Here is a 25,624-nt window from a genome sequence, read left to right on the forward strand (position 1 = left end):
GCATGCCGTGCGGGCCTGTGGGAAACGGCACACGGGCCACCGGCCGCGCGCAGCGGCAAGCGGTGGCCCGTCCGGCCCGCGGGTGCGGGCGTCAGCGGCGGCCGAAGTAGTGGTTGTAGGCCATCTTGAAGTCGACCATGTAGTCGTTCTGCCAGGGGATCACGCGCTGGGCGTAGGCCTTCTGGCTGTCGAGCACCTTCTTGAACAGCGGGTTCTCGCCGGACTTCTTGGCGATCACCTTGTCCCAGGCGTCCAGCTGGGCGCGCAGGATGGCGTCGGGCGTCTTGTAGAAGTTCACGCCGGCCTTCTTCAGCTCGGCGTAGTCCTTCGAGTTGCGCTCGATGGCCTTCCAGCTCATGTCGGCGCTGGCGGCTTCCACGGCCACGTCGATGGCCTTCTTCAGCTCGGCCGGCAGGCCGTTGTACTTGGGGCCGTTGAACAGGATCTCGAACTGCTCGCCGCTCTGGTGGAAGCTCTGCAGCATGCAGTTCTTGGCCACGTCGGCAAAGCCCAGCACGCGGTCGGAGCTGGCGTTGTTGAACTCGGCCGCGTCGATCAGGCCGCGGTCCAGCGCTGGCACGATCTCACCACCGGGCAGCGGGTTCACCGCCGCGCCCAGCTCGGTGAACACGTCCACCGCCAGGCCCACGGTGCGGTACTTCAGGCCCTTGAGGTCTTCCACCTTGGCAATGGGCTTCTTGAACCAGCCCAGCGGCTGCGTGGGCATGGGGCCGTAGACGAAAGACTTCACGTCCATGTTCAGGCCCTTGTAGATCTCCTCCAGCAGCGCCTCGCCGCCGCCGTAGTAGTGCCAGGCCAGCACCATGTTCGGGTCCATGCCGAAGGCCGGGCCCGAGCCCCACAGCGCCAGCGCCGAGTTCTTGCCGTAGTGGTAGGCCAGCACGCCATGGCCGCCATCCAGCGTGCCCTTGGCCACGGCTTCCAGCAACTGGAAGGCCGGCACCACCGCGCCGGCCGGCAGCACCTCGATCTTCAGCCGGTTGCCGGCGATGTCGTTGACCTTCTTGGCGAAGTCGTTGGCGTACTCGTGGAAGATGTCTTTGGCCGGCCAGGTGCTCTGGAAGCGCAGCGTCACCGTCTGCGCGCGCGAGATGGCGGGCGCCGCCAGCGCCCCGGCACCCGCGGTGGCCGCGGCGGCAGTCTTCAGGAAACGGCGGCGCTTGGCCGGGGTCGGGTTCGATTCCATGCTGTCTCCAGGGGGTTGGACGGCACCGCGATGGGCCGTGGTTTGCGACATCAAGCGCTTGATGTTCTGGGATGCCGCAAATCAGACTCAACTCGTAGATACCCCGGAGGGAACAGGTGGCCGACCCGTAGGTTGGCGCGACAAAATGTCGGAGCCGCCATCGGCCGGTCCGGGGCGGCCGATCAACCTCTGGCAGCAGGAGCACCGACATGACTCAACCGGATGACCGTTGGCCTGGGGGCGCCTGGCGAGCAGCGCTGCGTGTCCTGTCCGCGCTGCTGATGGCAGCTGCGGCCGGCGCCGCCGGCGCACAGGCCTGGACGCCCGTGCCCGACAGCGGCTTCGTCACCGCCGTGGCGGCCGCGCCGGATGGCCGGCTGGTGGGTGTGGGCACCGACCGCCTGCTGTGGACGCGCGCGTCGCTGCAGGCACCCTGGGTGCAGGTGCCGGGCAGTGGCTTCGTGGTCAGCGTGGCGCTTCGGCCCGATGGCAGCCTGGTGGGTGTGGGCACCGACCAGCAGCTGTGGACCCGCGCCCACTTGAACGCCGCCTGGGTGCAGGTGCCCAACAGCGGCTCGGTGGTGGGCGTGGCGGTGATGCCCTCGGGCGTGATCGTCGGCGTGGGCACCGACGGCTTCCTGTGGCAGCGCGCAACGATCGACAGCGCCTGGGCGCGCGTGCCCGACAGCGGCAGCGTGACCGCGGTGGCCGCGCGGCCCGATGGCAGCCTGGTGGGCGTGGGCCGTGACCAGGCGCTGTGGACCCGGGCGACGCTGGCCAGCCCCTGGGTGGCGGTGCCCAACAGCGGCGCGGTCATCGGCGTGGCGGCGCGGGCCGACGGGTCGCTGGTGGGCATTGGCACCGACAAGACGCTGTGGACCTGGGGCGCCGCCGGCGCCCAGCAGGCCCAGGCCGAGGCCCCGTGCAAGGAATGCCCGCCCTGGGTGGCGCGTTCGTTCACCGCCAACCACCTGCCGCTGGCCGCCACGGCGGAGGTCTGGAGCCGCCCCAAGCCCTTCCAGGCCAGCTCGGGCCCGATGACGGTGCAGTCCCGTTTCATGGGCCAGCAGGGCACGACCTGCCGATTCGAGGTGCAGTTCAACAACCCGGGCCCGAAGCCGCTGGACGAGCGCCTGCTGATCGCCCGCCCCGACAAGGCGGCCGTGGGGGGCAACGACTTCCCGCTGACGGCACGCCTGGCGCCGGGCACCCACGTGGCCTATGCCACCGAAGTGCGCCAGTGCCCGCTGAACTGGGGCGAGACCAAGGACATGGACAAGTGCGCCGCCTGCGAGCCGCAGGTGTATTTCCTGGCGCGCTGAGACCGCCCACCGACCGACACCGCACCGGCGGGCGCTGGCGCGCCCGGCGGCGCAGCGCTCAGGCCAGCAGGCTGAAGTTGGCCTGGACGGTGCCGTTCAGGCCCGGCTCCAGGTGCAGGGCCAGCGCCTGGCCGCTGCCGGTGTGCTGCAGCGTCTGCAGGCCGGAGGCGGCCCGCTCGGCGGCCGGTGCGGTGAAGTGCAGGTTGAACTGCTCGGCCGGGCCGTCGATCTTCAGCCGCTCGACGACCTTCAGGGTCAGGGGGCCGGCGGCGGTCTGGAAGGTCTCGCCGACGAAGGCCTCGAAGCGCTCGGCGCTGTAGCCGCTGGCCAGGTCGGGGAACGACCGCGCCTGGGGCTGGGCCATGGCCGGCAGGGTCGCCGGGGCCAGGCTGGCGGCGGCGACGCCGCTGAAGAGGAAATCACGCTTGTTCATCATGGCACTCCAGGGGTCAGCGGTGCCGGCGTCCAGCGCATCTGGCGGTCCGGTCCGTTGTCACCGATGTCGTCGAAGCCCAGGCGCTGGTACAGCCGCCGGGCGGGATTGGATGCGTCCACCATCAGGGTGAGGGGACGCTGGGCGTGGGCGGCCTCGGCCTGCAGGGCCGACAGGGCCCACTGCCCGATGCCCTGGCGCTGGTGCGCCGGCAGCACGGCCAGGTCCAGCAGGTGCAGGGTCTCGCGCTCGTGCACCCAGGCCCGACCGACCGGGGTGCCGCTGTCGGCCGCCACGATCAGCCGGCAGCCCGGGCCGCCGGTGGCCTCGGCATAGGCGCCGTCGCGCCAGCGGTGCTGCTGGGCCAGCAGGCCTTGCAGCACCGGGTCGGGCGCGTCGGGCGACAGGCCCCAGGCCTGGCCCTGCGTGGCCGCGTACAGCTGGGCCATGAAGGGCGCGTCCTGAGGCGTCGCCGCCTGCCAGAGCCATCGGTCCACGGCGCGCACCTCAGGGGCGCTGGGGCCAGGCGCCCTGCAGCGCGATGATGAAGCTGAGCTTCAACACCGGCGGCAGGTTGTTGTGGGTGACGCTGGCGCCGGCGCCTGTCGGCAGCACGCTGGGGTAGCCCATCTCGATCAGCAGGCCCGGCCCGGGGTCAGCGCGGTAGGCCGGGAGGTTCTCGCTGACCGTGGCCAGGCTGGCGCTGGGCGACGGCGAGGTCTGCGTGGCCTGCGCCGACGCCATGGCGGTGTGCCCGTGGGCCGGGAGGTAGTTCTGGTTCAGGACGGCACGCTCGGCGCCGCCCACGCGGCCCAGGTCGCGCGGGCTCAGGCCGGGGCCCTGGCCGGCCTGGATCGGCACGCGGTTGCTCAGGTTGGGCAGCGCGAAGGTGGTCTGGCCGTCGCCACCGTAGGTGGTGCCCAGCAAGGAGAAGAGCGCGGTGTTCTGCGAGATCGGCAGCACCTGGCCCTCGCAGAACGCCCAGCCGGCTGGCGCGAAGTTGCCCGCGAACATGCGCACTTCGGCGATGAATTGATCGGACATCGGGAGCTCCTCAGGCGGGTGACGGGAAGATCCCGAACACCGAGATGATGAAATTCAGCGCCAGGTAGGGCGGCATGTTCTGGTGCGAGCCCGACTTGCCGGCCGGCCCCAACATCTGCGCGGCCATCGCCACCGTCGGCGTGGCGGTGCCGTAGATCGTCGAGGTGCTCGCGCCCAGCATGGCGTCCGCCGGCGGCAGCGTCACGTTGGCCGGCTGACGGCTGGCCTGCAGCCGGTGGGTGTGGGCCGGCAGATGTTCCGGACGCAGGGTCACCCGCTCCTCGCCGGCCGCCTGCCCGATCACATAGCCCGAGCCCTGGTGCAGGGGCGCGCGCCCGCGCAGGTCCGGCAGGGCGAAGGTTTCCTGACCATCGCCACCATAGGTGGTGCCGATCAGGGCGTACAGCGTGTCGTACTCGCTGATCGGCAGCAGGCTGCCGTCACAGAGCAGCCAGCCATAGGGCGCATAGGTGCCGGCGAACATGCGGATCTCGCCTACATAGGGTTGTGGCATGGTGCGCCTCCTCAGGTGGCCGACGGAAAAATGCCCTGAAGCGCGATCATGAAGTTCAGCGTCAGGTAGGGATTCATGTTCGAGTGGGGCTGGCCCTGGCCGCTCGCGGCGACCGTCTCGGGGTGCAGGGGCACGACCTTGCCGATGGGGGCGAAGATCGCCGCACCGCCGTAGTCGTTGTGCGTGGCGGGCATGGCATTGCTGGGCGAGCGGGTCTCGGCCCAGGGCTTGCTGGCGCGCATGGGGTGACGGTGCGTGGGCATTTCCTCCGCCGTCAGCGCATGCGATGCCTCCCCCAGGCGGGCGCCCAGCTCGCTCGACCCTGCCGGGGCGTGCATGGGCTGGCGGCCACGCAGGTCGGGCAGGGCGAAGGTGGTGCGCCCGTCGCCGCCGTAGGTCGTGCCCAGCAGCGCGAACAGGCCCTGGTTCTGCGCGATGGGCAGCACCTGGCCGTTGCACAGCGCCCATCCTCTGGGCACGAAGTTGAAACTGACGACGCGGATCTCGCCGAGGTAGGGGGTGGACATCGAGGACTTTCCAGCCACGTCGCCACCAGCCCCACGGGCCAGCCCCAACGACTGCAGGCTGTGCGGTGGATTGTCGGGACCTGGGGGCCCGCCGGGCCCACACCCCCCCACGCTTGACGGCGGTCATTTGTCACGGCGGGTACCGCCGGAGCGCCCTGGGCGGCGCGGCAGACCGTCAGCCCGTCGCGCCGGAGGCTGGCGAGCGCGCCAGCCGCGGCGCCACCACCGGCACCGTCAGCATGGTGCTGGCCACCGCCATCAGCAGCAGCGCGGTGAAGGTCTCGGCGGTGATGACCTGCTTGTCCAGCAGGATGTTGGCGAAGATGATCATGATCAGCGCCTTGGTCTGCAGCAGCCAGCCGATCAGGCTGGCCTCGCCCTTCGGCCAGCCCAGGATGCGGCCGGCCAGGCGCAGGCCGGCGAGCTTGCCCACCAGCTGCGCCACCAGCAGCAGCGCGGCGGCGCCGAAGACGGCCAGGCCGCCGGCCTGCCAGTTCGTGCGCAGGCCGGTGGACAGGAAGAACACCGGCATCATCACCAGCAGCACATGGTGGCGCAGCAGGTCCATCTTGGCCTGCTCGAACCACTCGGCGTCCAGCACCGCGCCGGCCAGGAAGGCGCCCACCATGTAGTGCAGCCCGGCCCAGTCGGCCAGGAAGGCGCAGCCGGCCAGCCAGATCAGCGCGGTGTACCAGCGGTCGCGCTCGGGGATGGCCTGCATCAGGCGGCGCACGCCCCAGGCGGCCAGCGCGAACAGCGCCAGGAAGGCCAGCTGGCGGCCCACGCGCTGCCAGTCCATCAGGATCAGCGCCAGCACGGCCCAGATGGCGATGTCGTCCAGGCTGGCATAGCGCAGGATGCGCTGGCCCAGTGGCTGGCGCAGGATGCCCAGCTTCTCCATGAACAGGATCAGGATCGGCAGCGCGGTCACCGCGCAGGCCATGCCAATGCCCAGCACGAACTGCCAGGGCTGCGCCTTCGGGCCCACCCAGCCGTCCTGCGCCAGCAGCACCAGCGCGGCGGCGCTGCCCAGCAGCAGCGGGCTGCCCAGCGCCAGGCCGGCGGTGATGCTGCTCTCGCGGCGGTGCCGCCAGGCGGCGCGCAGGTCCAGCTCGATGCCGGCGATGAACACGAACAGCATCACCGCCCACCAGGCCACGCCATTGAGCGACTGGATCACCGCCGGGGTGAAGACGAAGCGGTAGTACTCGGGGAAGGCCGCGCCCAGCACGCCTGGGCCCAGCACGATGCCGCCGACGATCTGCACCACCACCAGCGGCGCCCAGTACTCGGTGCGGCCCAGCCGCCACACCAGGTAGGGCCCGCCGAAGATGATCGTCATCGCGATCAGGAACAGTTCTGTGGTGTTCATGGCGGGGCGGATGGTGCCATGTCCACGCAGACCCGCAGCCGCGGGTTGTCTTGGAGCGTCAGAACCAGCCGCGGCCCCAGTTGGCGCGCGCCGCCAGCGTGGCGCTGCCCACCCCCAGCGCCAGCGCCACCAGCGGCAGCACCAGGTCGGGCGGCTGGTCCAGCCAGGGTTGCCACCAGGGCAGGGTCCAGACGGCCAGCGCGCCGCTGGCGAAGGACACCGCCACCGCCACGCCCAGCACCTGGGCGCTGTCGCGCCAGCGGCGCTGGCGCAGCTGGGCGCGGGCGCGGGCCAGTTCGGCCAGCAGTTCGGCCTCGCGTGCGGTCTGGCGCTGGCGCAGTTCGTCCAGCGCCCGCTGCTGGCGCGCCTGGGCCAGCGCGGTGTGCAGGCGCGGGGTCAGGCCGGCGGGCAGCGCGGGCGGCGGCAGCTGGCGCTGCAGCGCGTGGTCCAGCCAGTCGGGGTGGTGTTCGCTCATCGCGGTCTCCTTCACAGCCACAGCGCCGGGTCGTCCAGGCCCTGGTCGGCCAGGGCCTGGCGCAGACGGGCGCGGGCCCGGTGCAGGTGGGTCTTGACGGTGTTGTCGGGCAGGCCCAGCTGGGCCGCCACCTCGGCCACCGAGCGGTCTTCCCAGTAGAAGAGCTGCAGGCAGGCGCGGGGGGTCTCGGGCAGGGTGTCGATCAGCGCCTGCAGCGTGGCGCGGGCGTCGGTGGGGCCGGCCGCAGGCTGGGCCAGCGTGGCGGCCAGGGCCTCGCCGTCGGGCTCGTCGAGCGACAGCGTGTCCAGCGCCGGCCGGCCCAGCTGGGCCAGGCAGTGGTGGCGGGTGATGGTGTAGAGCCAGGTGGACAGCGCGCCGCGGGTGGCGTCGTAGCCGTCCAGCGCGCGCCAGGCGCGCAGCAGGCTGTCCTGCACCGCGTCCTCGGCGCGGGCGCTGTCACGCAGCAGCAGCCAGCTCAGCCGGTACAGGCGCGGCGTGTAGCGCTGCACCAGCTGGTCAAAGGCGGCCGCGCGCTCGCCGCGGGCCAGCGCGGCGACCAGATCGGCATCGCGCGCGCGGGCGTCCAGGGTCATGGGGCCTGATAGTGCCGGGGCGGCGCGGCGGTTTCAGCGGCGGCATCAAAAATTTTGGGGTGGCGGTCTGAAACCGGCCCGCCGCCGCGGCGCTATCAAGGGCATCCACCACTTCACGGAGCCCGACACCATGGACGCTGACGCCGTCATCCTCAAGCAGCTGCTCGGCCTGCTGATTCCCATCTGCGGCATCCTCGGCGGCGTGGCCGTGGCCATCATCTGGCTGGCCACCGACTACAAGCGCCGCGCCCAGCTGGTCGAGCTGCACCACAAGGAGCGCCTGGCGGCGATCGAGCGCGGCGTGGACGTGCCGCCGCTGCCGCCCGAGCTGTTCGACCGCGAGGACCGCATCGACCCGCTGGACGCCCGCAGCCGCGCGCTGCGCCGCGGCCTGACCTTCCTGCTGGTGGGCCTGGCGGTGGCGGCGGCGCTGGCGATCAACCGCGACAACGACTCGGCCGCCTGGGGCCTGATCCCGATCGCCATCGGCGTGGCCAACCTGATCTTCGCGCGCATCGGCCCGAAGACCGACGGCCCGGCCTGATCAGCGCGCCAGCAGCTTGTCCACCCGCGACTCGGCGCGGTTGGACACCAGCAGGCGCTCCACCACATTGGCCTGCTTGAGCAGCTTCGCGCCTTCGGTGCGGCAGCCTTGCGACAGCGCGCGCAGCGATTCCGGCGAGGCGCGCTTCTGCGCCGCCTCGGCCTCTTCCAGCAGGCGGTCGGCCAGGGTCTGGCGCAAGCCCTGCTTGTAGGCGGTGCCGATGAAGGCGAAGCCCTGCTCGGTCAGGCGCTTCATCTCGGGCTTCAGCCCGGGCGTGCCCGCCCAGCTGCGGTCGCGCAGCACCAGCACGTCGGCCTTGAGCACCGCCACGCAGGCCGAGGCCTGCTGCCAGCGGGCCAGGTCCTGCGGCGAGGGGTCGGACTGCGCCGCGGCGGCGCCGCACAGGCCGGCCAGGGCCAGCGCGACAAGGGGGTGGTTTCGCATCGGTCGGGGCTCAACGCGGCGTCGGCCCGGGCTGTTGACCGCGGCATTGTCGTCGCGGACGCACAATCCGCGCATGAGCCTGTCCACCGACGCCGGCCCCGACGGCCGACCGCGCTGCCGCTGGTGCCTGTCCACCGCCCAGTACCTGGCCTACCACGACCAGGAATGGGGCTTTCCGGTGGCCGATGACCGGCGCCTGTTCGAGAAGCTCTGCCTGGAGGCCTTCCAGTCGGGCCTGAGCTGGCGCACCATCCTGGAAAAGCGCGAGAACTTCCGCGCCGCCTTCCACGCCTTCGACTTCCACCGCATGGCCCGCTACACCGAGGCCGACGTGGCCCGCCTGCTGGCCGACGCCGGCATCGTGCGCCACCGCGGCAAGATCGAGGCGGTGATCCACAACGCCGCCCGCGCGGTGGAGCTGGTGCAGGCCGAGGGCTCGCTGGCGGCCTTCCTGTGGCGCTTCGAGGAAGCGCCCGACGACGACCCGGCGGCGCGCGCCACCTCGCCGCAGTCGGTGGCGCTGGCACGCGAGCTCAAGCGCCGCGGCTGGAAGTTCGTCGGCCCCACCACCGCCTATGCCTTCATGCAGTCGATGGGCCTGGTCAACGACCACGCCCCCGGCTGCCTCACCCGCGCCGCGGTGACGGCCGCGCGCCAGCATTTCAAGGTGCCCCGATGAATCCGCCGATCCGCGCCCTGGTCTTCGATGTCTTCGGTACGCTGGTGGACTGGCACGGCGGCGTGGCCCGCGAGGTGCGCGCCCACCTGCAGCCGCTGGGCCTGGATGTGGACGCCGCCGCCTTCGCGCTGGCCTGGCGCGCCCAGTACCAGCCGGCGATGGACGAGGTGCGCCGCGGCCTGATCCCGTTCGGCAAGCTCGACCTCCTGCACCGCCGCAACCTGGACGTGGTGCTGCGCGAGCTGGGCCTGGACGCGCAGGTGGACGAGGCCACGCGCCAGTCGCTGAACCTAGCCTGGCACCGCCTGGACGCCTGGCCCGAGGTGCCGGCCGCGCTGGCCCGGCTGCGCCAGCGCTTCCTGCTGGCGCCCTGCTCCAACGGCCACATCGCGCTGATGGTGAACCTGGCGCGGCGCAACGGTCTGCGCTGGGACGCGGTGCTGGGCGCCGAGATCGCCCGCGACTACAAGCCCACGCCCGTGGTCTACCAGGCCGCCGCCGCCGCGCTGGACCTGCCGCGCGAGCAGGTGATGATGGTGGCCGCTCATTCCTGGGACCTGGCCGCGGCTGCGCAGGCCGGCCTGCGCACCGCCTTCATCGCCCGGCCGAACGAGCACGGCCCCGGCGTGGGCGAGACCCGCGCCCAGGTGCCGGTGGACTACGAGGCCGCCGACCTGGCCGCGCTGGCCGACACGCTGGGCTGCTGAAGCGCGGCCACCGTGGCGGCCATCGCCGCCGCCAGCGGCGTGGCGGCGCGCGCTTGCGGCAGCACCTCCAGCAGGGCGTGCGGGCGCGCCCACAGATAGGCCATCTCGGCGATCTCGCGCGCCATCGGCACCAGCGGCGCGGCCAGGCGGATCGGCCACCAGGCCATGCGCCGCTCGCGCCAGCCGCGCGCCGGCGCCAGGCCCTGCGCCTCGGCGGCGCTGCGCAGGCCCTGCAGCAGCGCGGCGCCGGTCAGCGTGTGGCCGGCGAATTGCCAGCGGGCGAAGGGGCGGGTCTCAGCATGGGCGGCCACGTCCACGAAGGCGCGCGCCAGGTCGGGCAGGAAGGCCCAGGCGTGCGGCACCTCCAGCGGCCCGGGGTAGTCCAGCCGGCCGGCGCGCAGGTGCTTGGCGATCACCAGGTCGATCCAGCTGCCCGGGCCGCCGCCGAAGAAATCGCCCGCGCGCAGCACGCTGCTGCGCAGCCGGCCGGCCTGGGCACGCTGGCGCAGCTCGGCCTCCAGCGCGATGCGCAGCGCGCCCTTGCGGGTGTTGGCCACCTCGGGCGTGTCCAGCGTCAGCTGCGCCGGCAGCTCGCGGCCGAAGTTGTAGACGTTGCCCGGCAGCAGGAAGCGCGCGCCCAGCGCCTCGGCCACGTCCATGCCCTGGCGGGCCAGCGGCAGCATCTGCTGCGGCCAGCGGGTGTACGGCGGGTTGACCGCGTAGACCACCGCCTGCGCGCCCTGGGCGGCCGTGGCCAGCGCGGCGGTGTCGGCGAGCGGCACATCCAGCGCCCGGGCACCGGCGGGCAGGTCGGGTTGCGGGCGGCGGGCCTGGGCCCAGACGCGCCAGCCGGCGGCGGCAAAGGCCTGCACGGCGGCCTGGCCCAGTCGGCCCTGGCTGCCCAGGACCAGCACGGAAGGATCACTGGTGTATTCCATGCCCGGCAGTCTGCGCGCGCCCGATTCATCCGACAATGGCCGAACCCTGCATGTCAGCCATACGGATCCGCATGAGCAGCCTGGCCCGCCCCGACGCCTTCGACTGGACCCTGGTGCGCAGCTTCCTGCTGGTGCTGGAAGCCGGCAGCCTGACCGCCGCGGCGCGCCGCCACGGCCTGCACCAGCCCACGCTGTCGCGCCATGTGGCCGAACTGGAGGCGCAGCTGGGCGCGCCACTGTTCGAGCGCACCGGCCGCGGCGTGCGCGCCACGCCGGTGGCGCTGGCCATGGCCGATGCGGCGCGACAGATGCGCAGCGCTTCCCAGGCGGTCGCGCACGCGGTGGCGGCGCAGCGCGAGAGCCTGACGGGCACGGTGCGCCTGGCCACCAGCGAGGTGGCGGCGGCCTACCTGCTGCCCGAGGTGCTGGTGGCGCTGCAGCAGGCCGAGCCGGGCATCCAGGTCGAGCTGGTGGTGTCCAACAGCCTGAGCAACCTGCTGGCGCGCGAGGCCGACATCGCGGTGCGCATGCTGCGGCCCAGCCAGTCCTCGCTGGTGGCGCGCCAGCTGGCCGAGCTTCCCATCGTGCCCTGCGCCCACCGCGACTACCTGGCCCGCCACGGCACGCCGCGCGTGCCTGAGGAGCTGCCGCGCCATCGCCTGATCGGCTTCGACCAGGACGAAACCATCCTGCGCGGCTTCGCCCGCATGGGCCTGCCGCTGGGCCGCGAGGCCTTCGCGCTGCGCTGCGACAACCAGCTGGCCGCCAGCGCGCTGCTGGCGGCGGGCGCCGGCATCGGCTTTGCGGCGCGCTATGTGCTGCCGCTGCTGCCCGGCGTGGTGCCCCTGCTGCCGCAGCTGGCGATCCCGCCCATGCCCTGCTGGCTGGCGGTGCACCGCGAGCTGCGCGGCAGCGCGCTGGTGCGGCGGGTGTGGGAGCACCTGGCCGACGGCATCCCGCGCGTGCTGGCCGCGCGCGAGGCTGCCACCCTGGCCTGAGTGTGCGTGCATCATCGGGGTGTTGCCACAGCCCCCCGTACGCCGATGGATGCCGACCAACTCCGCCAGCTGCAGGCGCCGCTGAAGGCGCGCTACCGCACCGAGCCCGAGGCGGCGCAGCTGCGCTCGGTGGCGCGCGCGCAGCTGCTGCCGCACCGCCCCGCCTGCCGCATCGAGACCCGTGGCGGCCCGATCGAGGCCGGCCTGCACCCGCTGGCCGGCGGCGACGGCCAGGACGCCTGCTCGATGGACATGCTGCTCGAGGCGATGGTCGCCTGCGCCGGCGTCACCTTCAACGTGGTGGCCACCGCGATGGGCATTCCGTATCGCTCAGTGGAGGTGGTCGCCGAGGGCGAGGGTGACATGCGCGGCACGCTGGGCGTGGACCGCAGCGTGCCGGTGGGCGCCACCGCGCTGCGGCTGCGCTTCGAGGTGGATTCACCCGCCACCGACGAGCAGCTGGCCACGCTGGTGCGCCAGACCGAACGCTACTGCGTGATCCTGCAGACGCTGCAGCACCCGCCGCCGGTGGGCGTGACCTTGCAGCGCGTGGAGGCTGGCGCGCCCGGCTGACCCTGGTGCGATCGCGGCCCGCGGCCGCGGATCAGGCCGAGACGTCAAGCAGCGAGCCCAGCACCGGGTCGTGCCGCGGCAGGCTCTTCAGGCTGGCCTGCAGGCGCTCCAGCGCGCGGCGCTCGGACTGCATCTCCTGCTCCAGCTGGCGGCCCAGGGCCTCGGCGTTCTGTGCCGCCGGACTGGGCGTGGGCGGCCGGTGCGTGGCGGCAGGCACGGCGGCGCGGGGGTCGCGGCGTGGCCCCAGCGTCTCGAGCCGGGCCTGCGTCACGGCGGTCTGCAACGCCGTCAGCGCACTGGCGGTGGAGGTGTTCATGCCGCGCGCATCGGCTGGGGGCGGCGGCAGTTGAGGGTCTCGGCCCGGCAAAAGGTAACGGGTTGTATCCCGCTGACGCCTTGAGGGGCCCGGCGGGCCGCCATCTCGCGCAGCAGCGCGCTGAACTGCTCGGCGGTTTCGTGCTGCACCAGCGCGGGCCCCAGGCCGGGCGGGAACCAGCGGCCGGGCTCGACCTCGGCGTGGTAGTGCAGCCGGGTGCCGCCGGGCTCGGGCTCGAGCTGCATCAGCGTGTCCATGGCCGCCGCGCTGCCGCTGAGCGCATGGGCGCGGATCTCGCGCGGCGGGTCCAGCTGCAGCTCGCGCACCGATTCAAAGGGCAGCGTGATCGGGCCCCAGTGCGCCGCGCCCTTCTGCGCCACGCGCCAGGTCAGGTCGCGGCGCTCCAGCACCCGGCTCTCGCTCAGGTTGGGCACGAAGCGCGCCATGTGGTCGAAGTCGGTCAGCACCTCGAAGGCCAGCGGCGGCGGCACCGCCGCGTGCATCACCACGTCGATGCTGAAGTGGCTGCCCTGGCGCTGCACCTGCACGTCGGTCGGGGCCACGGTCGGCTCGCCGCCGGCGCGGCAGGCCAGCGCCAGCAGCATCGGCAGCAGGGCTCGGGATGCGCGCATCACCGCAGTGTGCCGCAGCGCGGGGCGCAGGAGAATCGGCGCCATGCCTTCTGTTGCCCTGCTGCTGCTGGCCGCCCTGAGCGGCGCCCTGACCATCCTGGCCGCGCCCTGGGCCTGGGCGCTGCCGCCGCTGGCCTGGGTCTGCAAGCCGCTGACCACGGCGCTGCTGATCGCCTGGGCGGCGCGGCGCGGCCACGGCGACCCGATGCGCCGGCCGCTGTTGCTGGGGCTGGCGCTGTCGTGGGTGGGTGATGTGGCGCTGCTGTGGCCGCAGCAGGGCTTCCTGCCAGGGCTGGTGAGCTTTCTGGCGGCGCACCTGGCCTATGGCGTGGCGCTGTGGCGCGGCGGCGCGCGGCCGTGGTGGCCGGCGATCGCGCTGTATGGCGCGGTGGCGCTGGGGGTGCTGCAGCACCTGTGGCCGGGCATTGCGCCCGCGCTGCAGGGGCCGGTGGTGGCCTATGTGCTGGCGCTGGCCGGCATGGCGGCACTGGCCGCGGCGCGCTGGTGGCGCCAGCGCAGTGCCGGCGCGGCCGGCCCTGCCTGGGGCGCTGCGGGCGGGGCGTTGTTCATGCTGTCGGATGCGACGCTGGCGGTCGACCGCTTTGCAGCGCCGGTGCCGATGGCGTCGTTGTGGATCCTGGCCAGCTATTGGTGCGCCCAGGCCTGCATCGCGTCGGCCTTGCCGCCGCGGGCAGCACGCTGAACAGCGGCACGAGGCCGCTGCAGGGTGGTCAGCGGCCAGGGGCCGCTGTGACGATCACTGCGCGCCGGACGCGCCGGAGGCCTTCTTGGCGGCCTTGCGGGCTTCCTTGCGATCGGCCTTGCGGTCGTCCTGACGCGCGTCCTGGCGGCCATCCTGGCGCACGTCCTGACGGGCGTCCTGGCGCTTGTCCTGACGGGCCTCCTTGCGGGCGGCCTTCTTGTCGGCATGGGCCGCGGAGGCGGCCGGCGCCGCCTGGGCGGCCGGGGCGGGAGCGGCAGGGGCTTGCGCGAACGCGGTGGCCGAGGCGAACAGCAGGGACAGCAGGGGCAGACGGAAGTTCATGGTGGACCTGTGCAATGAAGGGTTGAGGAGGGCGTCCGACCCGATGGTGTGGCGTCGGTCGTCGCGCGCCCTTCTGCCAACGCGGCTGCCCAGGTCCGGGTTGACCGCCGGCGATGTTTGGGCGCGCAAAGGTCGGGCGCGTGTGGGCCATGCGAAGTGCCCGCCTGGACACCTCGCCGTCAGCGTTGTGCGGACCATGGTGGCCCGCGACGTGAACGCACAGACCACTCGCCACGGCCCGACGGGCGCGGCGAGCGGTCTGTGGCCTGCGCGACTCAGGCCGCCGCGTGCGCCGAGCGCTGCGCCTTGCGGTGCGTGACGTGGGCGTGGCGGGTGGTGTGCGCGGTGCCGACGGCCGCGGTCTTGTCAGCCTTCTTCGCGGCCTTGCGCGTGGCCTTGCGGTGGGCCTTCTTGGCGGCCTTCTTGTCGGCATGCGCAGCCTTGTGCGAGGCCTTCTTGTCGGCCTTGGACATGTCGGCCGGCGCGGCCTGGGCGGCGGGAGCGGGCGCTGCAGGGGCCGCGGGCGCCTGCGCAAAGGCGGTGGCGGAGGCGAGCAGCAGCGGAATCAGCGACAGACGAAACTTCATGGTGGGCCTGTGAAGGAAAGGGTTGACCGGTGAACCCGAGAATCCGGCCAAGGGCCATTATTCGGGCCCGACCCGCCTTCTGACGAGGCCCTGCTTTTCGGACGGCGCACACTGTCGGCTCGTCGCCACAACCCAGCGACATGCCACCCTGGAGGCTGCATGAGTGACTCGCCCCTGCCCCGTTTCGACGACTTCGCCCAGGCGCTGCGCGCGCAAGGCTTCGACGAGGTGGTCGAGCGCCAGTGGCCGCCCGGCGAGATCGTGCCCACCCACACCCACCCGTTCGCGGTGGAGGCACTGGTGGTGGCGGGCGAGCTGTGGCTGGGCTGCGGCGACGCCGCGCCGCGCCACCTGCGCCCGGGCGACCGCTTCAGCCTGGCGGCGCACCAGCCGCACGATGAGCGCTACGGCCCCGACGGCGCCACCTACTGGGTGGCCCGGCGCCACGCCTGATCAGGTCTGGATGACCTCGATGTGGTACAGGCCCCAGGGGCAGCGCTGGAAACGCTCGGCCAGCGGCAGCTCGGCGATGCCGGGCAGGCGGTCGGCGTCATAGACGGCCCACAGCGGGCCCAGGCCGCCAATGGCCAGGCTCTGGCCGTCGATGCGGGTGGCCAGGATCATCTTCCAGGCGCGCACGTCGGCCAGGCTCAGCTCCATGCGGTAGCCGTCCACCGCGCGCAGCGCCAGCATCACGCCGGCCTGGCCGGGGGTGATGCCCAGCGTGGCCAGCACCATCTCCAGCGGCGGGCCGCTGAGCGTGTGCGGCTTGGCGTCGTATTCCAGCGTGGGGTGGATGGTCTCGGCCGGCAGATTGGCCAGTGCGGCGGCGTCGAAGGTGTAGGCCTGCTCCCAGGCCAGGCCGTGCTTGGCGGCCATCTGGTCGATCGCCTTGTCCAGCGGACCGCGGTTGCTCTTCTTGATGGCGCCGCTGACGGTCAGCAGCACCGGGCTGCGCAGCGGCGGCGGGGCGGGCGCGCGGGCCGGCGCGGCAGGGCGGCGCGGCGGCGGGGCCTTGCGCACCGGTGCGGCACGCTTGACCGGCGCGGCCTGGGCGGCCGGCAGCACGGCCGCCACGGCGCCCAGCAGGAAGGCACGCTTGAGCAGGTTCATGGGCAGGGTCCGTGAACGGGAAAGGGGGGCATCTTAGCGGCCCGGGACGCACCTGGCCCCAGCCTTTACCATGGCGGGCTTCAGCCACCCGACACCGCACCATGGCCCTCTTCGCTCTCGACGACCAGCAGCCCGAACTCGCCCCCGGCGCCTGGGTGGCCGACTCGGCCGAGGTGATCGGTCAGGTCCGTCTGGGCGAGGACGCCAGCGTCTGGTTCGGCGCCGTGGTGCGCGGCGACCAGCCCGAGCCCATCACCATCGGCGCGCGCAGCAACATCCAGGACGGCAGCGTGCTGCACGCCGACGCCGGCCTGCCGCTGACCATCGGCGCGGACGTCACGGTGGGCCACAAGGTGATCCTGCACGGCTGCACCGTGGGCGACGGCACGCTGGTGGGCATGGGCGCGGTGGTGCTCAATGGCGCGGTGATCGGCAAGGGCTGCCTGATCGGCGCCGGCGCGCTGGTCACCGAGCGCCAGCAGATCCCGGACGGCTCGCTGGTGGTGGGCAGCCCGGCGGTGGTCAAGCGCCAGCTCAGCCCCGAGCAGCAGCAGCGCCTGGCGCTGAGCGCCGCGCACTACGTGCACAACGCGCGGCGCTACGCGGGCGGCCTGCGGCGCCTCGGCTGAACACCGCCATGCGCGTGACCGAGCTGCGCCAGCGCCTGCAGGCGCTGGGCGCGCAGCCGCTGCACCTGCAGCGCGTGCTGCGCGAGTGGACCCACGCGCTGCCGCCGGACGCCCACAAACGCAAGAACGACGACTTCCTGCCGCTCACGCTGCGCGACGCGCTGCCCGCGTTGCGTGCCGAGCTGGCCGGCCTGGCCACGCTGCGCGAGCAGCACCCGGGCGAGGACGGCTCCTCGCGCCTGCTGGTGGGCCTGCACGACGGCCAGGCCGCTGAAGCCGTGCTGCTGCCGCGCGACGGCGTGTGCGTGTCCACCCAGATCGGCTGCGCCGTGGGTTGCGCCTTCTGCATGACCGGCACCGGCGGCCTGGTGCGCCAGCTCGGCAGCGCCGAGATCGTCGCCCAGGTGGTGCTGGCGCGCACGCTGCGGCCAGTGAAGAAGGTGGTCTTCATGGGCATGGGCGAGCCGGCGCACAACCTGGACAACGTGCTCGAGGCGATCGAGCTGCTGGGCACCGTGGGCCAGATCGGCCACAAGAACCTGGTCTTCTCCACGGTGGGCGATGAGCGTGCCTTCGAGGCGCTGCCGCAGGGCCGCGTGAAGCCCGCACTGGCGCTGTCGCTGCACACCACCAAGGCCGCGCTGCGCGAGCAGCTGCTGCCGCGCGCGCCGCGCATCGCCCCCGAAGAACTGGTGGAACGCGCCGATGCCTACGGCCGCCTGAGCGGCTACCCGGTGCAGCTGCAGTGGACGCTGCTCAAGGGCGTGAACGACGGCGACGACGAGCTCGACGGCATCGTGCGCCTGCTGGCCGGCCGGCGCATGGTGCTCAACATGATCCCGTACAACAGCGTGCCCGGTCTGCCCTTCGAGCGCCCCAGCTGGGAGGCCGCCGCCGACATCGCCCGCCGCCTGCACCGCCGCGGCGTGCTGACCAAGCTGCGCCATTCGGCCGGCCAGGACGTGGACGGCGGCTGCGGCCAGTTGCGCGCGCGGGCGCTGGATGGGGTTAGCGTGGTGCGCGGGCCGGCGCGTCCAACACCGCGAGATAAACGGCGCGAGGCCTGCTAAACACAGTCGTAGCCCGCACACAAAGCTTCTACACACCTCCTACGTGTGGTGTCCCGGATGAATGGCTCCTCGGCGGCCAGTAGCGATACTTGTGGGCCGGGAGGTCCTGAAGGGCCTTCTGGCAGACTTGAACCAGCTAAGGCCGCGATGCTGATCAGTTTGGACAAGAGCGGCACGACCACGTCGGCTACGCGGCTGGCGATCCAGCAGGCCCATGGCACCGAGGCCGAGTTGGCACAGGGCTTCGTCGTGGCCAAGTTCACCATCCGCAAGTGGCGCAAGCGCACGACGGTCGAAGAGGTCAGCCACACGCCGCATCGGCTGCAGACCACGCTCAACGCCGGCCAGTAAGAGATCGTCGTCTACCTGCGCACGCACCTGCGCTTGTCATTGGACGACCTGCTGGCGGTCGTCCGCGAGTTCATCGAACCCCAAATGAGCCGATCGGCGCTGGACCGGCTGCTGCTTCGGCGTGGCGTCAACCGCCTGCCAGAACCCGAGGTCGAGAAGACCCAGGTCAAGTCCTTCAAAGCCTGTTAGCCGGGCTAGGTCCACATGGACGTGAAGTACCTGCCACAGGTGGAGGATGAGGCCGAACGACGCTGTGTCTTTGTGGCCATCGACCGGGCCATGCGATAGGTGTTCATCGCCATCAAGAGGAAGACGCTGGTGACGGAGAACGGCCCGGACATCACTGATCGGGCGTTCGGGCGGCGCGAGAAAGACGCCCGCGGAAACCATGAGTTTCATGCGCTGTGCCGGGCGCTGGGCATTGAGCACCGACTGACCAAGCCCCAGCATCCGCAGACCAACGGCATGGTGGAGCGATTCAACGGGCGACTGGCACAGGTTCCGAAGTCGCATCGGTTAAACAGCGCCCATGACCTTGAGACGACGCTGCATCGATTCGTCTGGCTCTACAACGAGCACCTGCCACAGCGCGCGCTGGACCTGAGCACGCCGATCCAGGAGCTCAAGATATGGCAAGCGACGCAACCCGATCTATTCGACAAGCGGGTGGTCAATCACCCGGGACCTGACGTCAGCGCGACATCGAAAGCATCACACAAGAGACGACAGTTCGCGACATCACCGCTGGCCACCCACGATTGTGGTGGTTCAACGTCTCATGTCATGTCCTATGCTATGCGGTGAATCTCAACTGATCCTCGGGGGGAATGTTTTGGACTGGATCGAAACAGCGTCTAGCCGCTGCTTGGAACTTGACGATCCGAACGAGGCAATTTGGAATACTCTGGCGTGTGCCCTAGAGGGAACGAAGGCTGATATTGCCACACTATACATACAGCATTTAAACACAGGTAGTTTCTCCGCTGACTTCAGACTTTCGGGGAATGAGAGAACCACGCCGGTGGAATCTCGTCGCATTCCGGCATGGCGCGATGAAAAGAATGCTGCTCAAGCGCTGGATACTAGCTTTCTTCGGGGGGCGCTACAGAAGAACCTTGCTTCATGGTTTGATGTCATCGACCGAAATCGACCGCAGTACATTGAGTCCGACACTGAATCTATCTGCATAGTACCGATTCATCAATTGAAGAATCGAAGCGGCTTTCTGGTGCTAGAGGCGAAAGTAAATCCTGGTTGGCAAGCGCATCGCTCCCATTACCTTGTGCTCCAGACGCTGCTGTCAATCATTCTTGAGAAACGGAATGCGTTGCGGCTGCTGTCGACGTTACATCAGCCGATTGATTTTCTCACGACACTTGACGAGTTCCTGGATCGGATACTTCTAGTCGCCGCCGCTGCCTCAGGTATGAGTCATGTCGCGCTTAGGGAATTATCGAAGGATCGAACATCACTGCGCTGTTTGAATGCAGTAGGATTTGAGAAGGTTGACGACTTATCGACACTCGACTTAGATCCGGTAGCCGACTACCCCTCCTTTCAGCGCGCTATCGACGGCGTAACTGTAAGCGAGCCAGATATGTCCGCGCCTCATCTCCGAAAACTTAGCTCCAATGCAATCCTGAAGGGAATCCAAAGCTTTGTGATTGCTCCCGTGAAGGTGGGGACCGAAGTTTTTGGGACATTATCCTTTGCCGCAAGCATTCCACACACATATTCCGTCATAGAGCTTGCTGGATTTGAGGCTATAGCTAACGCTGTTGGGGTTGCATTAAGCAACCAAAGGAATTCAGAGCAGCTGAGCCTGGTCACAGAGTCCCACGTTCAGACTGGGATGACATTTACTGCGCTTGAAGTAGCTCAGGCCGCGCGGCATGAAGCGAGGGAACATGTCGATAACGCCCAAACTGCTCTGGCTAGCATAAAATTAACTTCACAACGAATTCGCGATTCTAAGTCCCTATTAGAAACAATAGACCGCTGCACTGAGTCAATTACCCAAATCGGTCACACTATTGACAAGATTAAAGACGCCTCCAAAGTTAGAAAAGGTGAGCGCTCGGTGCAATCGGTGCAGGCAGTGTGGAAGCAATCAGTTGGACTAGTTTCGGGCCGACTGCGGGCAATGAACGTCAACTGTCGAATGACAAGAGACATTGAGCTCCCAATCTTTCCTGAACTGATGAGAATCTTGTTTGCTAATTTGCTTTTGAACTCCCTAGATGCATTCGATCGAAGAGGACGGTCGCGAGCTGTGAAGCCGTCGATTACGTTATTTGTTGAAGATTCTCCAGTCAAGTCAAACGTCCAGATTCTAAGGTATGTCGACAACGCTGGTGGACTTGATCATGCAGCGCTTAAATCACTAATATCCTCTGATGCGGCCGGGAATCCAGACAAAGGGATTGTGACGGAGATGATTTTTGAGCGCGGAATAACAACAAAGGAAAAGGGCACAGGTTACGGCCTTTATATTGCGCGTCGAGCAGCTGCTGAACACAAGGGTTCCATTCGACTGCATGATAGTCGCGATGGTGTCGTATTTGATATCGAGCTGCCCAAAGAAGCGTGAAGTATTCGGGAATGACTCTCGTGGATAGAGGAGAAGCGATGCAGGATAAAAATGATGACCTTGAAGAGTTGATCCAACCTAGCAATCTTCTGGCACTCCTAGTGGATGACAGTGAAAAGGCGCTTAGGGAGAAATCTCAGCTTCTGGAACAGGCTGGCTTCAGAGTAATTCGTGCAAAAGACGAAGTGTCGGCTCAACGAGAGTTTGCCGCATCTCCGACGATTAGCTTTGCGATGGTTGATATAAACCTTCATGCAGAGCGTGCTGAAGACAAGTCGGGTGTGCTCGTTGCTCGGCGACTTCGAGCAACCTTGCCTGACCTTCCAATTGTAGGTTATTCGGCAGCATTCGCGGAGGACGCGCTTAGCGAAGAAGACTACGGCCCATTCTCAGAGGCACATGGTCGTGGAAGATTAAACGCCTCACAACTACTCGAAAATATCACTCGATGGATAGACGATGCCAATAGGTTTTGGGAGGGAAGAAAGGCAGATGCGCGCTTAAAATTGAACGTCCTAAAGGAGCAATATCCTCGCGGAACCTCTATAGATTTTGAGTTGGTGCGAATGCTCACACCCGAAAGAGCCAGCCCAGACTCCGACGGTAAGGCAAATGTGGAGCGATCGCTCCGTGAAGCAGGCTATCGCTTACGTGTGGTAGACGCGGGGCAAACAAGACCGACCGTCTCGGGTGACATGGTCGTTGTCCCTCGCCCCCTATGGATTTGGACAAAGGACTGTGAAGACCACGCAGTCGCTGAGATCTACGGTTATCCTGAATTATATTCGGTCGCGGATAACGAGGCAGAAGCTATTGAGGGCCTGCTGGTATTGATGGACGGGTTGCTAGTGGACCTAAGCGATGACGATTCCTCGAACTCAGCTAGGCTTAATGAAGTCGCAGCATTTCTCCGACAGACACTGATTTAGTTTGAGGAGGTAAAATGCAACTGAGTGCGAGTGACCTTAGGCGTGTTTTTCAAAAGCTGAGGATAGAGACCGTAGAGTGTAAGCACCATGTGCGAGGCTTTCTAATGGTTGATGGAAAGCGGGTGCTGCCACTTCACTACTCCAATGGGAGAAGTGATATGTGGGGTAGTGTGGCGCACATGTTCAGGAAGTCGATGCACCTTAATCAGGGCGAATTTGAGGACATGGTTCGTTGCACTATGAGCCGTGAGGAGTACGTTCAAATATTGCGAGCCAAAAAAATGGTCCGCTAGAGAAGCATGGGTCTCTTTCTATACTCCGCGAACTGTTGGCTTAGTTTTGTCATAGGTGAAAAATACTATGGTGGAACACACTATGTATGGTGCTCTGATCAGTTCGATAACAGCACAGGTGGTTCGGCCGTTCAAAAGGTCTCCCCTCCAACATCGAATCCACGAGATATCCTGCGTATATTAGCGCAAGAAGTCATCAACAGAGATAGGCATAGCCCCAAAATTGCGAGCCTCAAGCAAGGGCTCTTGCGAGGCCTGCGCATCCGGCAGGACGCGGGCGAAGTTGGCGAACGAGATGCCAGCGAGATACAATACCTCATTGAGCAAGCCGATATTGAAGAATTCGGGCCCCTGCTTTATATAATATCAGAGGCGAAAGTGCGTCGTCGATTGGTACGCGTACCTATCGAGGAGCGAGCGAATCCAATGAGTAATGAGTTTAAGATCGAGAGATTGCGAACTAAAGAGTTCGACGTTCTAGATATTTATTCAATGCGTCGCTCAGGACTGTAGTTGACGCCGAACCATTCGCGCGCCAGCAGCCCGTAGATCGCAGAGTCCGACGGCCTCCCGTCGATGATCCAGCGCTCGCGCAGCCGCCCCTCCCGCTGAAAGCCTAGTGCCTCCAGCGCGCGGGCCGAGGCCCGGTTGTCGGGGTCGATGTCGGCCTCCAGCCGGTTCAGCGCCAGCGCGCCGAAGGCGTGGTCAATCACGCTGCTGACGGCTTCGCGCTGGTAGCCCTGGCGCCAGTGCGCGGGCGCGATGCCGTAGCCGATCTCGGCGCGCCGGCAGCCGGCGTCCAGGTGGAACAGCGACACGGTGCCGATCAGCGCGCCGGCGTCCTTCAGCACGATGCCCAGGCGCAGGTGTTCGCCGGCGGGCAGCTCGCGCTGGTCGCGCTCGATCATCGCGTGGGCCTGGTCGATCGAGGTCCACGGCGGCGTGCTCCAGTAGCGCATGAAGGCCGGGTCCGAGTAGATGCCGAACAGCGCCGGGGCATCCTCGGGCCGCAGCGGCCGCAGCCGCAGCCGCGGCGTGTGCAGGCTCACCGCGCTGAAGTCAGGCATGGCCACCTGCGCTGGCGGTGAGGCGCCGGGCCGCCGCCGCCAGCAGCGCGCGGGCGTAGGCATGGTGCAGGCCGACCAGCGCGCCGGCCAGGCCGAAGCGCTGCCAGCGGCCGTGGCCGGGGCGCGGCAGCAGCGCCGAGCCGAACAACAGCCGGGTGCCGCCACCGGGCAGGCGCTCGGCCATCCACCAGCTGCGGATGCGCCCGCCCTGCACCGCCATCAGCAGCTGGTCGCGCACCCGGGCCTCGACGCGCCAGATGGCAAAGTCCTGCGCGCTGCCCATGGCCAGCGCCTGAACGTCCGACGCGGTGGTCGGGTGGCCCGCCCAGCCCAGCACACGGCGCTCCAGCTGGAACAGCCAGGAGTGGGCAAAGCCCAGCAGGTAGTCGGTCAGGTCCAGGCTGTGCGGCAGCGTCAGCGCCCAGCAGTCGACCAGCGCGCCGCGCTCGGCGTAGGCGCGCAGCAGCGCGGCCTCGGGCAGGGGCGCGGCGACGACCTTCACTGCGCCACCCTCGGCACCCAGCCGGCCGCCAGCAGCGGCACGCTGATCACCGCCAGCGCGGTGGACAGCAGCACGATCCAGGCGATGCGGCCGGCATCGGCCTCGTAGCGCTCGGCCAGCATGGTCACGTTGCTGGCCGAGGGCAGCGTGGCGGCCAGCACCACCACGCCCAGCGTGAACGGGTCCATCGCGAAGCCGGCCGCAGCGGCCACATGGCTGGCGCCCCATACCGCCAGTGGATGCAGCGCCAGCTTGATGGCGACGATCCAGCCCTCGTCCACCGCGCCATGCGGCGCCGGGCCCGAGGCCGCCGAGCGCGCCAGCACGCCGCCCAGCGTGAACAGCGCCACCGGGCTGGCGGCGTCGGCCAGCAGACCCAGCAGCCGCGCGCCGGGCGCCGGCAGCTGCCAGCCGGTGGCCGACGACAGCACGCCCAGCACGATCGCCCAGGGCAGCGGGTTGGCCAGCATGCCCTTGAGCATGCGCCCCACCGCCTCGCCGGCGTGGCCGGCGCCAATGCGCGACAGCGCGATGCACACCGAGGTGGTGATGACCATGTCGATCGACACCGTGACGATCACCGGCCCGGCCGCCTGTGCGCCCAGCAGGGCCACCAGCACCGGCACGCCGACAAAGCCCGAATTGGGAAAGGCCGCCACCAGGGCGCCGAAGGACGCATCGTTCCAGCCCACCGCGCCACGCCGGGTGGTGGCCAGTGTCAGCGCCACGATCGCGGCCGCCGCCAGGCCCCAGGTCAGCGCCACCGCGGGGTCGAGCAGGCGCTCGATCGGCGTGCCGGCGCCGAAGCGGTAGAGCATGCAGGGCAGCGCCACCCACAGCACGAAGGTGTTCATGCCCGGGATGGCCGCCATCGGCAGCCAGCCGCGGCGCCAGCCCAGCCAGCCCAGTCCCACCAGTGCGAAGAACGGGGTGGTGACGCCCAGCACCTGAAGCACGCCGTTCATGCCGGTGTCCTCAGGGCCGGGGCCACAGCGCCCACACGCGCAGCGCCTGCTTGGTGCGGCCGGCCTGGGCCTCGGGTTCGTCGCCCCAGCCCCAGAAGAAGTCGGCGCGCACCGCGCCGACGATGGCGCTGCCGGTGTCCTGGGCCATCACCAGGCGCTGCAGCGGCCGCGTGGACAGCGGCTCGGTGCTGTCGATCCACACCGGCGTGCCGTAGGGAATGCTCTGCGGGTCCACCGCGATCGAGCGCCCGGGCGTCAGCGGCACGCCCTGGGCGCCCTTGGGGCCCAGCGACGGGTCGGGCAGCGGCTCCTCGCGGAAGAACACATAGCGCGGGTTCTGCCACAGCAGCTCCTGCACCCGCCTGGGGTTGCGCCGTGCCCAGTCCTTGATGCCGGGCCAGCTGGCCTCGCCAGCCTTCAGCTCGCCCTGCTCGATCAGCCAGCGGCCGACCGACTTGTAGGGCTGGTCATTGTGGCCGGCAAAGGCCACGCGCACCAGCTTCTCGCTGCCGTCGGGCTCGGTCAGGCGCAGCCGGCCCGAGCCCTGGATCTGCAGCACCAGCGCGTCCAGCGGGTCTTCGACATAGGCGATCTCGCGGCCCTTGAGCGCCACCGCGGCGGCGCCGGGGGTCTCGATCTGCTGGCGGGTGTACCAGGGCTTCTTCTGCCCCAGCTCGGCGGGCACCGCATGCAGCGGCACGCGGCGGCTGGCCGTGGGCTTGCGGCTGGCGGCCACCAGCGGCTCGAAGTAGCCGGTCAGCAGGCCTTCGGGGTTCGCGTCGGGCGATTCCACACGGTAGACCACCAGGCGGTCTTCCAGGAAGCGGCGCAGCGTGGCGTCATCAGGGCCCTTCAGCGCCGCCAGCTGGCTGCACAGCGGCTGCCACGGCTCGGGAGGAGCCACGCAGCCGGCGCGCAGCGCGGGCAGCCACTCGCTCAGGCGATCAACACCCCAGCCGGGCAGCTCGCCCCAGGCGGCCGGGATCCAGTGCGCGCGCGGGCGCGCCACGCCGCCCGGCGGCAGCGGCACGGGCTCGGTGCTGAGCTTCAGGTCGGGCCGGCGTTGCTCCACCGGGGCCGGGCCCTCGGGGCGCGTCGCCAGCAAGCCGCAGCCAGCCAGCGCCGCCAGCAGCGCCGAGGCGGCAAGGTAACGGGACGAATGCAT

General features: G+C 69.3%; 32 protein-coding genes and 1 pseudogene. 13 read left to right on the forward strand and 20 right to left on the reverse strand.

Translation table 11 applies throughout. The annotated features are described in order from the left end of the window. Window positions 1–91: 91 nt before the first annotated feature. Window positions 92–1,207 (reverse strand): TRAP transporter substrate-binding protein, encoded by a 1,116-nt coding sequence (locus KAK03_RS16515; RefSeq protein WP_210855360.1) that lies wholly within the window; start codon window positions 1,205–1,207, stop codon window positions 92–94. 209 nt (window positions 1,208–1,416) lie between these two features. Between KAK03_RS16515 and KAK03_RS16520 the strand changes: the two genes are divergently transcribed. Continuing rightward, complete coding sequence (locus tag KAK03_RS16520; protein ID WP_210855362.1) at window positions 1,417–2,529, forward strand: WD40 repeat domain-containing protein; 1,113 nt, start codon at window positions 1,417–1,419, stop codon at window positions 2,527–2,529. Window positions 2,530–2,587: 58 nt separating this feature from the next. Here the strand turns inward: KAK03_RS16520 and KAK03_RS16525 are convergent, their stop codons facing one another. The 8 genes from KAK03_RS16525 to KAK03_RS16560 all read right to left on the reverse strand — a co-directional run bounded on the left by KAK03_RS16525 (window position 2,588) and on the right by KAK03_RS16560 (window position 7,487). Further along, window positions 2,588–2,962, reverse strand: coding sequence for a DUF6916 family protein (locus tag KAK03_RS16525; protein ID WP_210855365.1), 375 nt, complete (start codon window positions 2,960–2,962; stop codon window positions 2,588–2,590). Beyond that, the gene (locus KAK03_RS16530) at window positions 2,962–3,459 is read right to left on the reverse strand and encodes a GNAT family N-acetyltransferase (RefSeq protein ID WP_210855367.1); all 498 of its coding nucleotides are present in this window, start codon (window positions 3,457–3,459) and stop codon (window positions 2,962–2,964) included. Before KAK03_RS16530 ends, KAK03_RS16525 begins: the two co-directional genes overlap by 1 nt. A gap of 10 nt (window positions 3,460–3,469) precedes the next feature. Continuing rightward, the gene (locus tag KAK03_RS16535) at window positions 3,470–4,006 is read right to left on the reverse strand and encodes a phage tail protein (protein WP_210855369.1); all 537 of its coding nucleotides are present in this window, start codon (window positions 4,004–4,006) and stop codon (window positions 3,470–3,472) included. 10 nt (window positions 4,007–4,016) lie between these two features. Continuing rightward, window positions 4,017–4,520 (reverse strand): phage tail protein, encoded by a 504-nt coding sequence (locus tag KAK03_RS16540; protein ID WP_247661216.1) that lies wholly within the window; start codon window positions 4,518–4,520, stop codon window positions 4,017–4,019. Between the two features lie 11 nt (window positions 4,521–4,531). After that, a complete protein-coding gene (locus KAK03_RS16545; protein WP_210855371.1) occupies window positions 4,532–5,047 on the reverse strand; it encodes a phage tail protein in 516 nt (171 codons plus the stop codon). 175 nt (window positions 5,048–5,222) lie between these two features. Beyond that, entirely contained in the window at window positions 5,223–6,419 is a 1,197-nt protein-coding gene (locus KAK03_RS16550) for a cation:proton antiporter (protein ID WP_210855373.1), read from the reverse strand. A gap of 58 nt (window positions 6,420–6,477) precedes the next feature. Further along, complete coding sequence (locus tag KAK03_RS16555; RefSeq protein WP_210855375.1) at window positions 6,478–6,894, reverse strand: hypothetical protein; 417 nt, start codon at window positions 6,892–6,894, stop codon at window positions 6,478–6,480. Window positions 6,895–6,905: 11 nt separating this feature from the next. Beyond that, window positions 6,906–7,487, reverse strand: coding sequence for an RNA polymerase sigma factor (locus KAK03_RS16560; RefSeq protein WP_210855377.1), 582 nt, complete (start codon window positions 7,485–7,487; stop codon window positions 6,906–6,908). A gap of 130 nt (window positions 7,488–7,617) precedes the next feature. Here KAK03_RS16560 and KAK03_RS16565 point away from each other — a divergent pair, with 130 nt between their 5' ends. After that, window positions 7,618–8,031, forward strand: a complete 414-nt coding sequence (locus KAK03_RS16565; RefSeq protein ID WP_210855379.1) for a DUF6249 domain-containing protein — start codon at window positions 7,618–7,620, stop codon at window positions 8,029–8,031. On the opposite strand, the gene KAK03_RS16570 is transcribed toward KAK03_RS16565, so the two are convergent. Then, a complete protein-coding gene (locus KAK03_RS16570) occupies window positions 8,032–8,475 on the reverse strand; it encodes a hypothetical protein (RefSeq protein ID WP_210855381.1) in 444 nt (147 codons plus the stop codon). Window positions 8,476–8,548: 73 nt separating this feature from the next. Between KAK03_RS16570 and KAK03_RS16575 the strand changes: the two genes are divergently transcribed. Both KAK03_RS16575 and KAK03_RS16580 read left to right on the forward strand, forming a co-directional pair. Next, window positions 8,549–9,154 carry a DNA-3-methyladenine glycosylase I gene (locus KAK03_RS16575; protein ID WP_210855383.1) on the forward strand — a complete coding sequence of 202 codons (606 nt, stop codon included), beginning with the start codon at window positions 8,549–8,551 and terminating at the stop codon, window positions 9,152–9,154. After that, a complete protein-coding gene (locus KAK03_RS16580) occupies window positions 9,151–9,861 on the forward strand; it encodes a haloacid dehalogenase type II (RefSeq protein ID WP_210855385.1) in 711 nt (236 codons plus the stop codon). Before KAK03_RS16575 ends, KAK03_RS16580 begins: the two co-directional genes overlap by 4 nt. Here KAK03_RS16580 and KAK03_RS16585 read toward each other — a convergent pair. Continuing rightward, window positions 9,813–10,799 (reverse strand): NAD-dependent epimerase/dehydratase family protein, encoded by a 987-nt coding sequence (locus KAK03_RS16585; protein ID WP_210855387.1) that lies wholly within the window; start codon window positions 10,797–10,799, stop codon window positions 9,813–9,815. The genes KAK03_RS16580 and KAK03_RS16585 overlap by 49 nt on opposite strands. Before the next feature lie 71 nt (window positions 10,800–10,870). Between KAK03_RS16585 and KAK03_RS16590 the strand changes: the two genes are divergently transcribed. Both KAK03_RS16590 and KAK03_RS16595 read left to right on the forward strand, forming a co-directional pair. Beyond that, entirely contained in the window at window positions 10,871–11,797 is a 927-nt protein-coding gene (locus KAK03_RS16590) for a LysR family transcriptional regulator (RefSeq protein WP_210855389.1), read from the forward strand. 45 nt (window positions 11,798–11,842) lie between these two features. Then, window positions 11,843–12,370 (forward strand): OsmC family protein, encoded by a 528-nt coding sequence (locus KAK03_RS16595; RefSeq protein WP_210855391.1) that lies wholly within the window; start codon window positions 11,843–11,845, stop codon window positions 12,368–12,370. 31 nt (window positions 12,371–12,401) lie between these two features. Here KAK03_RS16595 and KAK03_RS16600 read toward each other — a convergent pair whose 3' ends face one another. Together KAK03_RS16600 and KAK03_RS16605 are read right to left on the reverse strand one after the other, a co-directional pair. Then, on the reverse strand, window positions 12,402–12,686 hold the full coding sequence (locus tag KAK03_RS16600; RefSeq protein ID WP_210855393.1) for a hypothetical protein: 285 nt from the start codon (window positions 12,684–12,686) through the stop codon (window positions 12,402–12,404). Next, window positions 12,683–13,318, reverse strand: coding sequence for an SRPBCC family protein (locus tag KAK03_RS16605; protein WP_210855394.1), 636 nt, complete (start codon window positions 13,316–13,318; stop codon window positions 12,683–12,685). The genes KAK03_RS16600 and KAK03_RS16605 overlap by 4 nt, the downstream gene beginning before the upstream one ends. Before the next feature lie 43 nt (window positions 13,319–13,361). Between KAK03_RS16605 and KAK03_RS16610 the strand changes: the two genes are divergently transcribed. Beyond that, window positions 13,362–14,021, forward strand: coding sequence for a lysoplasmalogenase (locus KAK03_RS16610; RefSeq protein ID WP_210855397.1), 660 nt, complete (start codon window positions 13,362–13,364; stop codon window positions 14,019–14,021). Window positions 14,022–14,075: 54 nt separating this feature from the next. Here the strand turns inward: KAK03_RS16610 and KAK03_RS16615 are convergent, their stop codons facing one another. Then, window positions 14,076–14,363, reverse strand: coding sequence for a hypothetical protein (locus KAK03_RS16615; RefSeq protein ID WP_210855399.1), 288 nt, complete (start codon window positions 14,361–14,363; stop codon window positions 14,076–14,078). Window positions 14,364–14,638: 275 nt separating this feature from the next. Beyond that, window positions 14,639–14,950, reverse strand: a complete 312-nt coding sequence (locus tag KAK03_RS16620) for a cell envelope biogenesis protein TolA (RefSeq protein WP_210855400.1) — start codon at window positions 14,948–14,950, stop codon at window positions 14,639–14,641. A gap of 159 nt (window positions 14,951–15,109) precedes the next feature. Here KAK03_RS16620 and KAK03_RS16625 point away from each other — a divergent pair, with 159 nt between their 5' ends. Further along, complete coding sequence (locus KAK03_RS16625) at window positions 15,110–15,403, forward strand: cupin domain-containing protein (protein WP_210855402.1); 294 nt, start codon at window positions 15,110–15,112, stop codon at window positions 15,401–15,403. On the opposite strand, the gene KAK03_RS16630 is transcribed toward KAK03_RS16625, so the two are convergent. Beyond that, a complete protein-coding gene (locus KAK03_RS16630) occupies window positions 15,404–16,063 on the reverse strand; it encodes a putative pterin-binding protein (RefSeq protein WP_247661217.1) in 660 nt (219 codons plus the stop codon). It abuts the gene before it with no gap. A 101-nt stretch (window positions 16,064–16,164) separates the two neighbouring features. Between KAK03_RS16630 and KAK03_RS16635 the strand changes: the two genes are divergently transcribed. The 5 genes and pseudogenes from KAK03_RS16635 to KAK03_RS16655 all read left to right on the forward strand — a co-directional run bounded on the left by KAK03_RS16635 (window position 16,165) and on the right by KAK03_RS16655 (window position 21,632). Beyond that, window positions 16,165–16,692, forward strand: coding sequence for a gamma carbonic anhydrase family protein (locus tag KAK03_RS16635; RefSeq protein WP_210855404.1), 528 nt, complete (start codon window positions 16,165–16,167; stop codon window positions 16,690–16,692). An 8-nt stretch (window positions 16,693–16,700) separates the two neighbouring features. Then, window positions 16,701–17,762, forward strand: coding sequence for an RNA methyltransferase (locus KAK03_RS16640; RefSeq protein ID WP_210855406.1), 1,062 nt, complete (start codon window positions 16,701–16,703; stop codon window positions 17,760–17,762). A gap of 147 nt (window positions 17,763–17,909) precedes the next feature. Beyond that, window positions 17,910–18,803, forward strand: a pseudogene (locus KAK03_RS16645) (integrase core domain-containing protein); the annotation flags it as partial. 175 nt (window positions 18,804–18,978) lie between these two features. Continuing rightward, the gene (locus tag KAK03_RS16650; protein WP_210855408.1) at window positions 18,979–20,703 is read left to right on the forward strand and encodes an ATP-binding protein; all 1,725 of its coding nucleotides are present in this window, start codon (window positions 18,979–18,981) and stop codon (window positions 20,701–20,703) included. Window positions 20,704–20,741: 38 nt separating this feature from the next. After that, window positions 20,742–21,632 carry a response regulator gene (locus tag KAK03_RS16655; RefSeq protein WP_210855409.1) on the forward strand — a complete coding sequence of 297 codons (891 nt, stop codon included), beginning with the start codon at window positions 20,742–20,744 and terminating at the stop codon, window positions 21,630–21,632. A gap of 778 nt (window positions 21,633–22,410) precedes the next feature. Here the strand turns inward: KAK03_RS16655 and KAK03_RS16660 are convergent. The 4 genes from KAK03_RS16660 to mltA are packed head-to-tail and all read right to left on the reverse strand — an operon-like array spanning window position 22,411 to window position 25,624. After that, window positions 22,411–22,992 (reverse strand): GNAT family N-acetyltransferase, encoded by a 582-nt coding sequence (locus tag KAK03_RS16660; protein WP_210855411.1) that lies wholly within the window; start codon window positions 22,990–22,992, stop codon window positions 22,411–22,413. Beyond that, window positions 22,985–23,494 (reverse strand): hypothetical protein, encoded by a 510-nt coding sequence (locus tag KAK03_RS16665; RefSeq protein WP_210855412.1) that lies wholly within the window; start codon window positions 23,492–23,494, stop codon window positions 22,985–22,987. The genes KAK03_RS16660 and KAK03_RS16665 overlap by 8 nt, the downstream gene beginning before the upstream one ends. Next, entirely contained in the window at window positions 23,491–24,450 is a 960-nt protein-coding gene (locus KAK03_RS16670) for an AEC family transporter (RefSeq protein WP_210855441.1), read from the reverse strand. Before KAK03_RS16670 ends, KAK03_RS16665 begins: the two co-directional genes overlap by 4 nt. A gap of 19 nt (window positions 24,451–24,469) precedes the next feature. Next, window positions 24,470–25,624: a murein transglycosylase A gene (mltA, locus tag KAK03_RS16675; RefSeq protein WP_210855414.1), complete on the reverse strand. Its 1,155-nt coding sequence runs from the start codon at window positions 25,622–25,624 to the stop codon at window positions 24,470–24,472.

This window comes from Ideonella alba (assembly GCF_018069845.1).
GTDB classification, from domain to species: Bacteria; Pseudomonadota; Gammaproteobacteria; order Burkholderiales; family Burkholderiaceae_C; genus Ideonella; species Ideonella alba.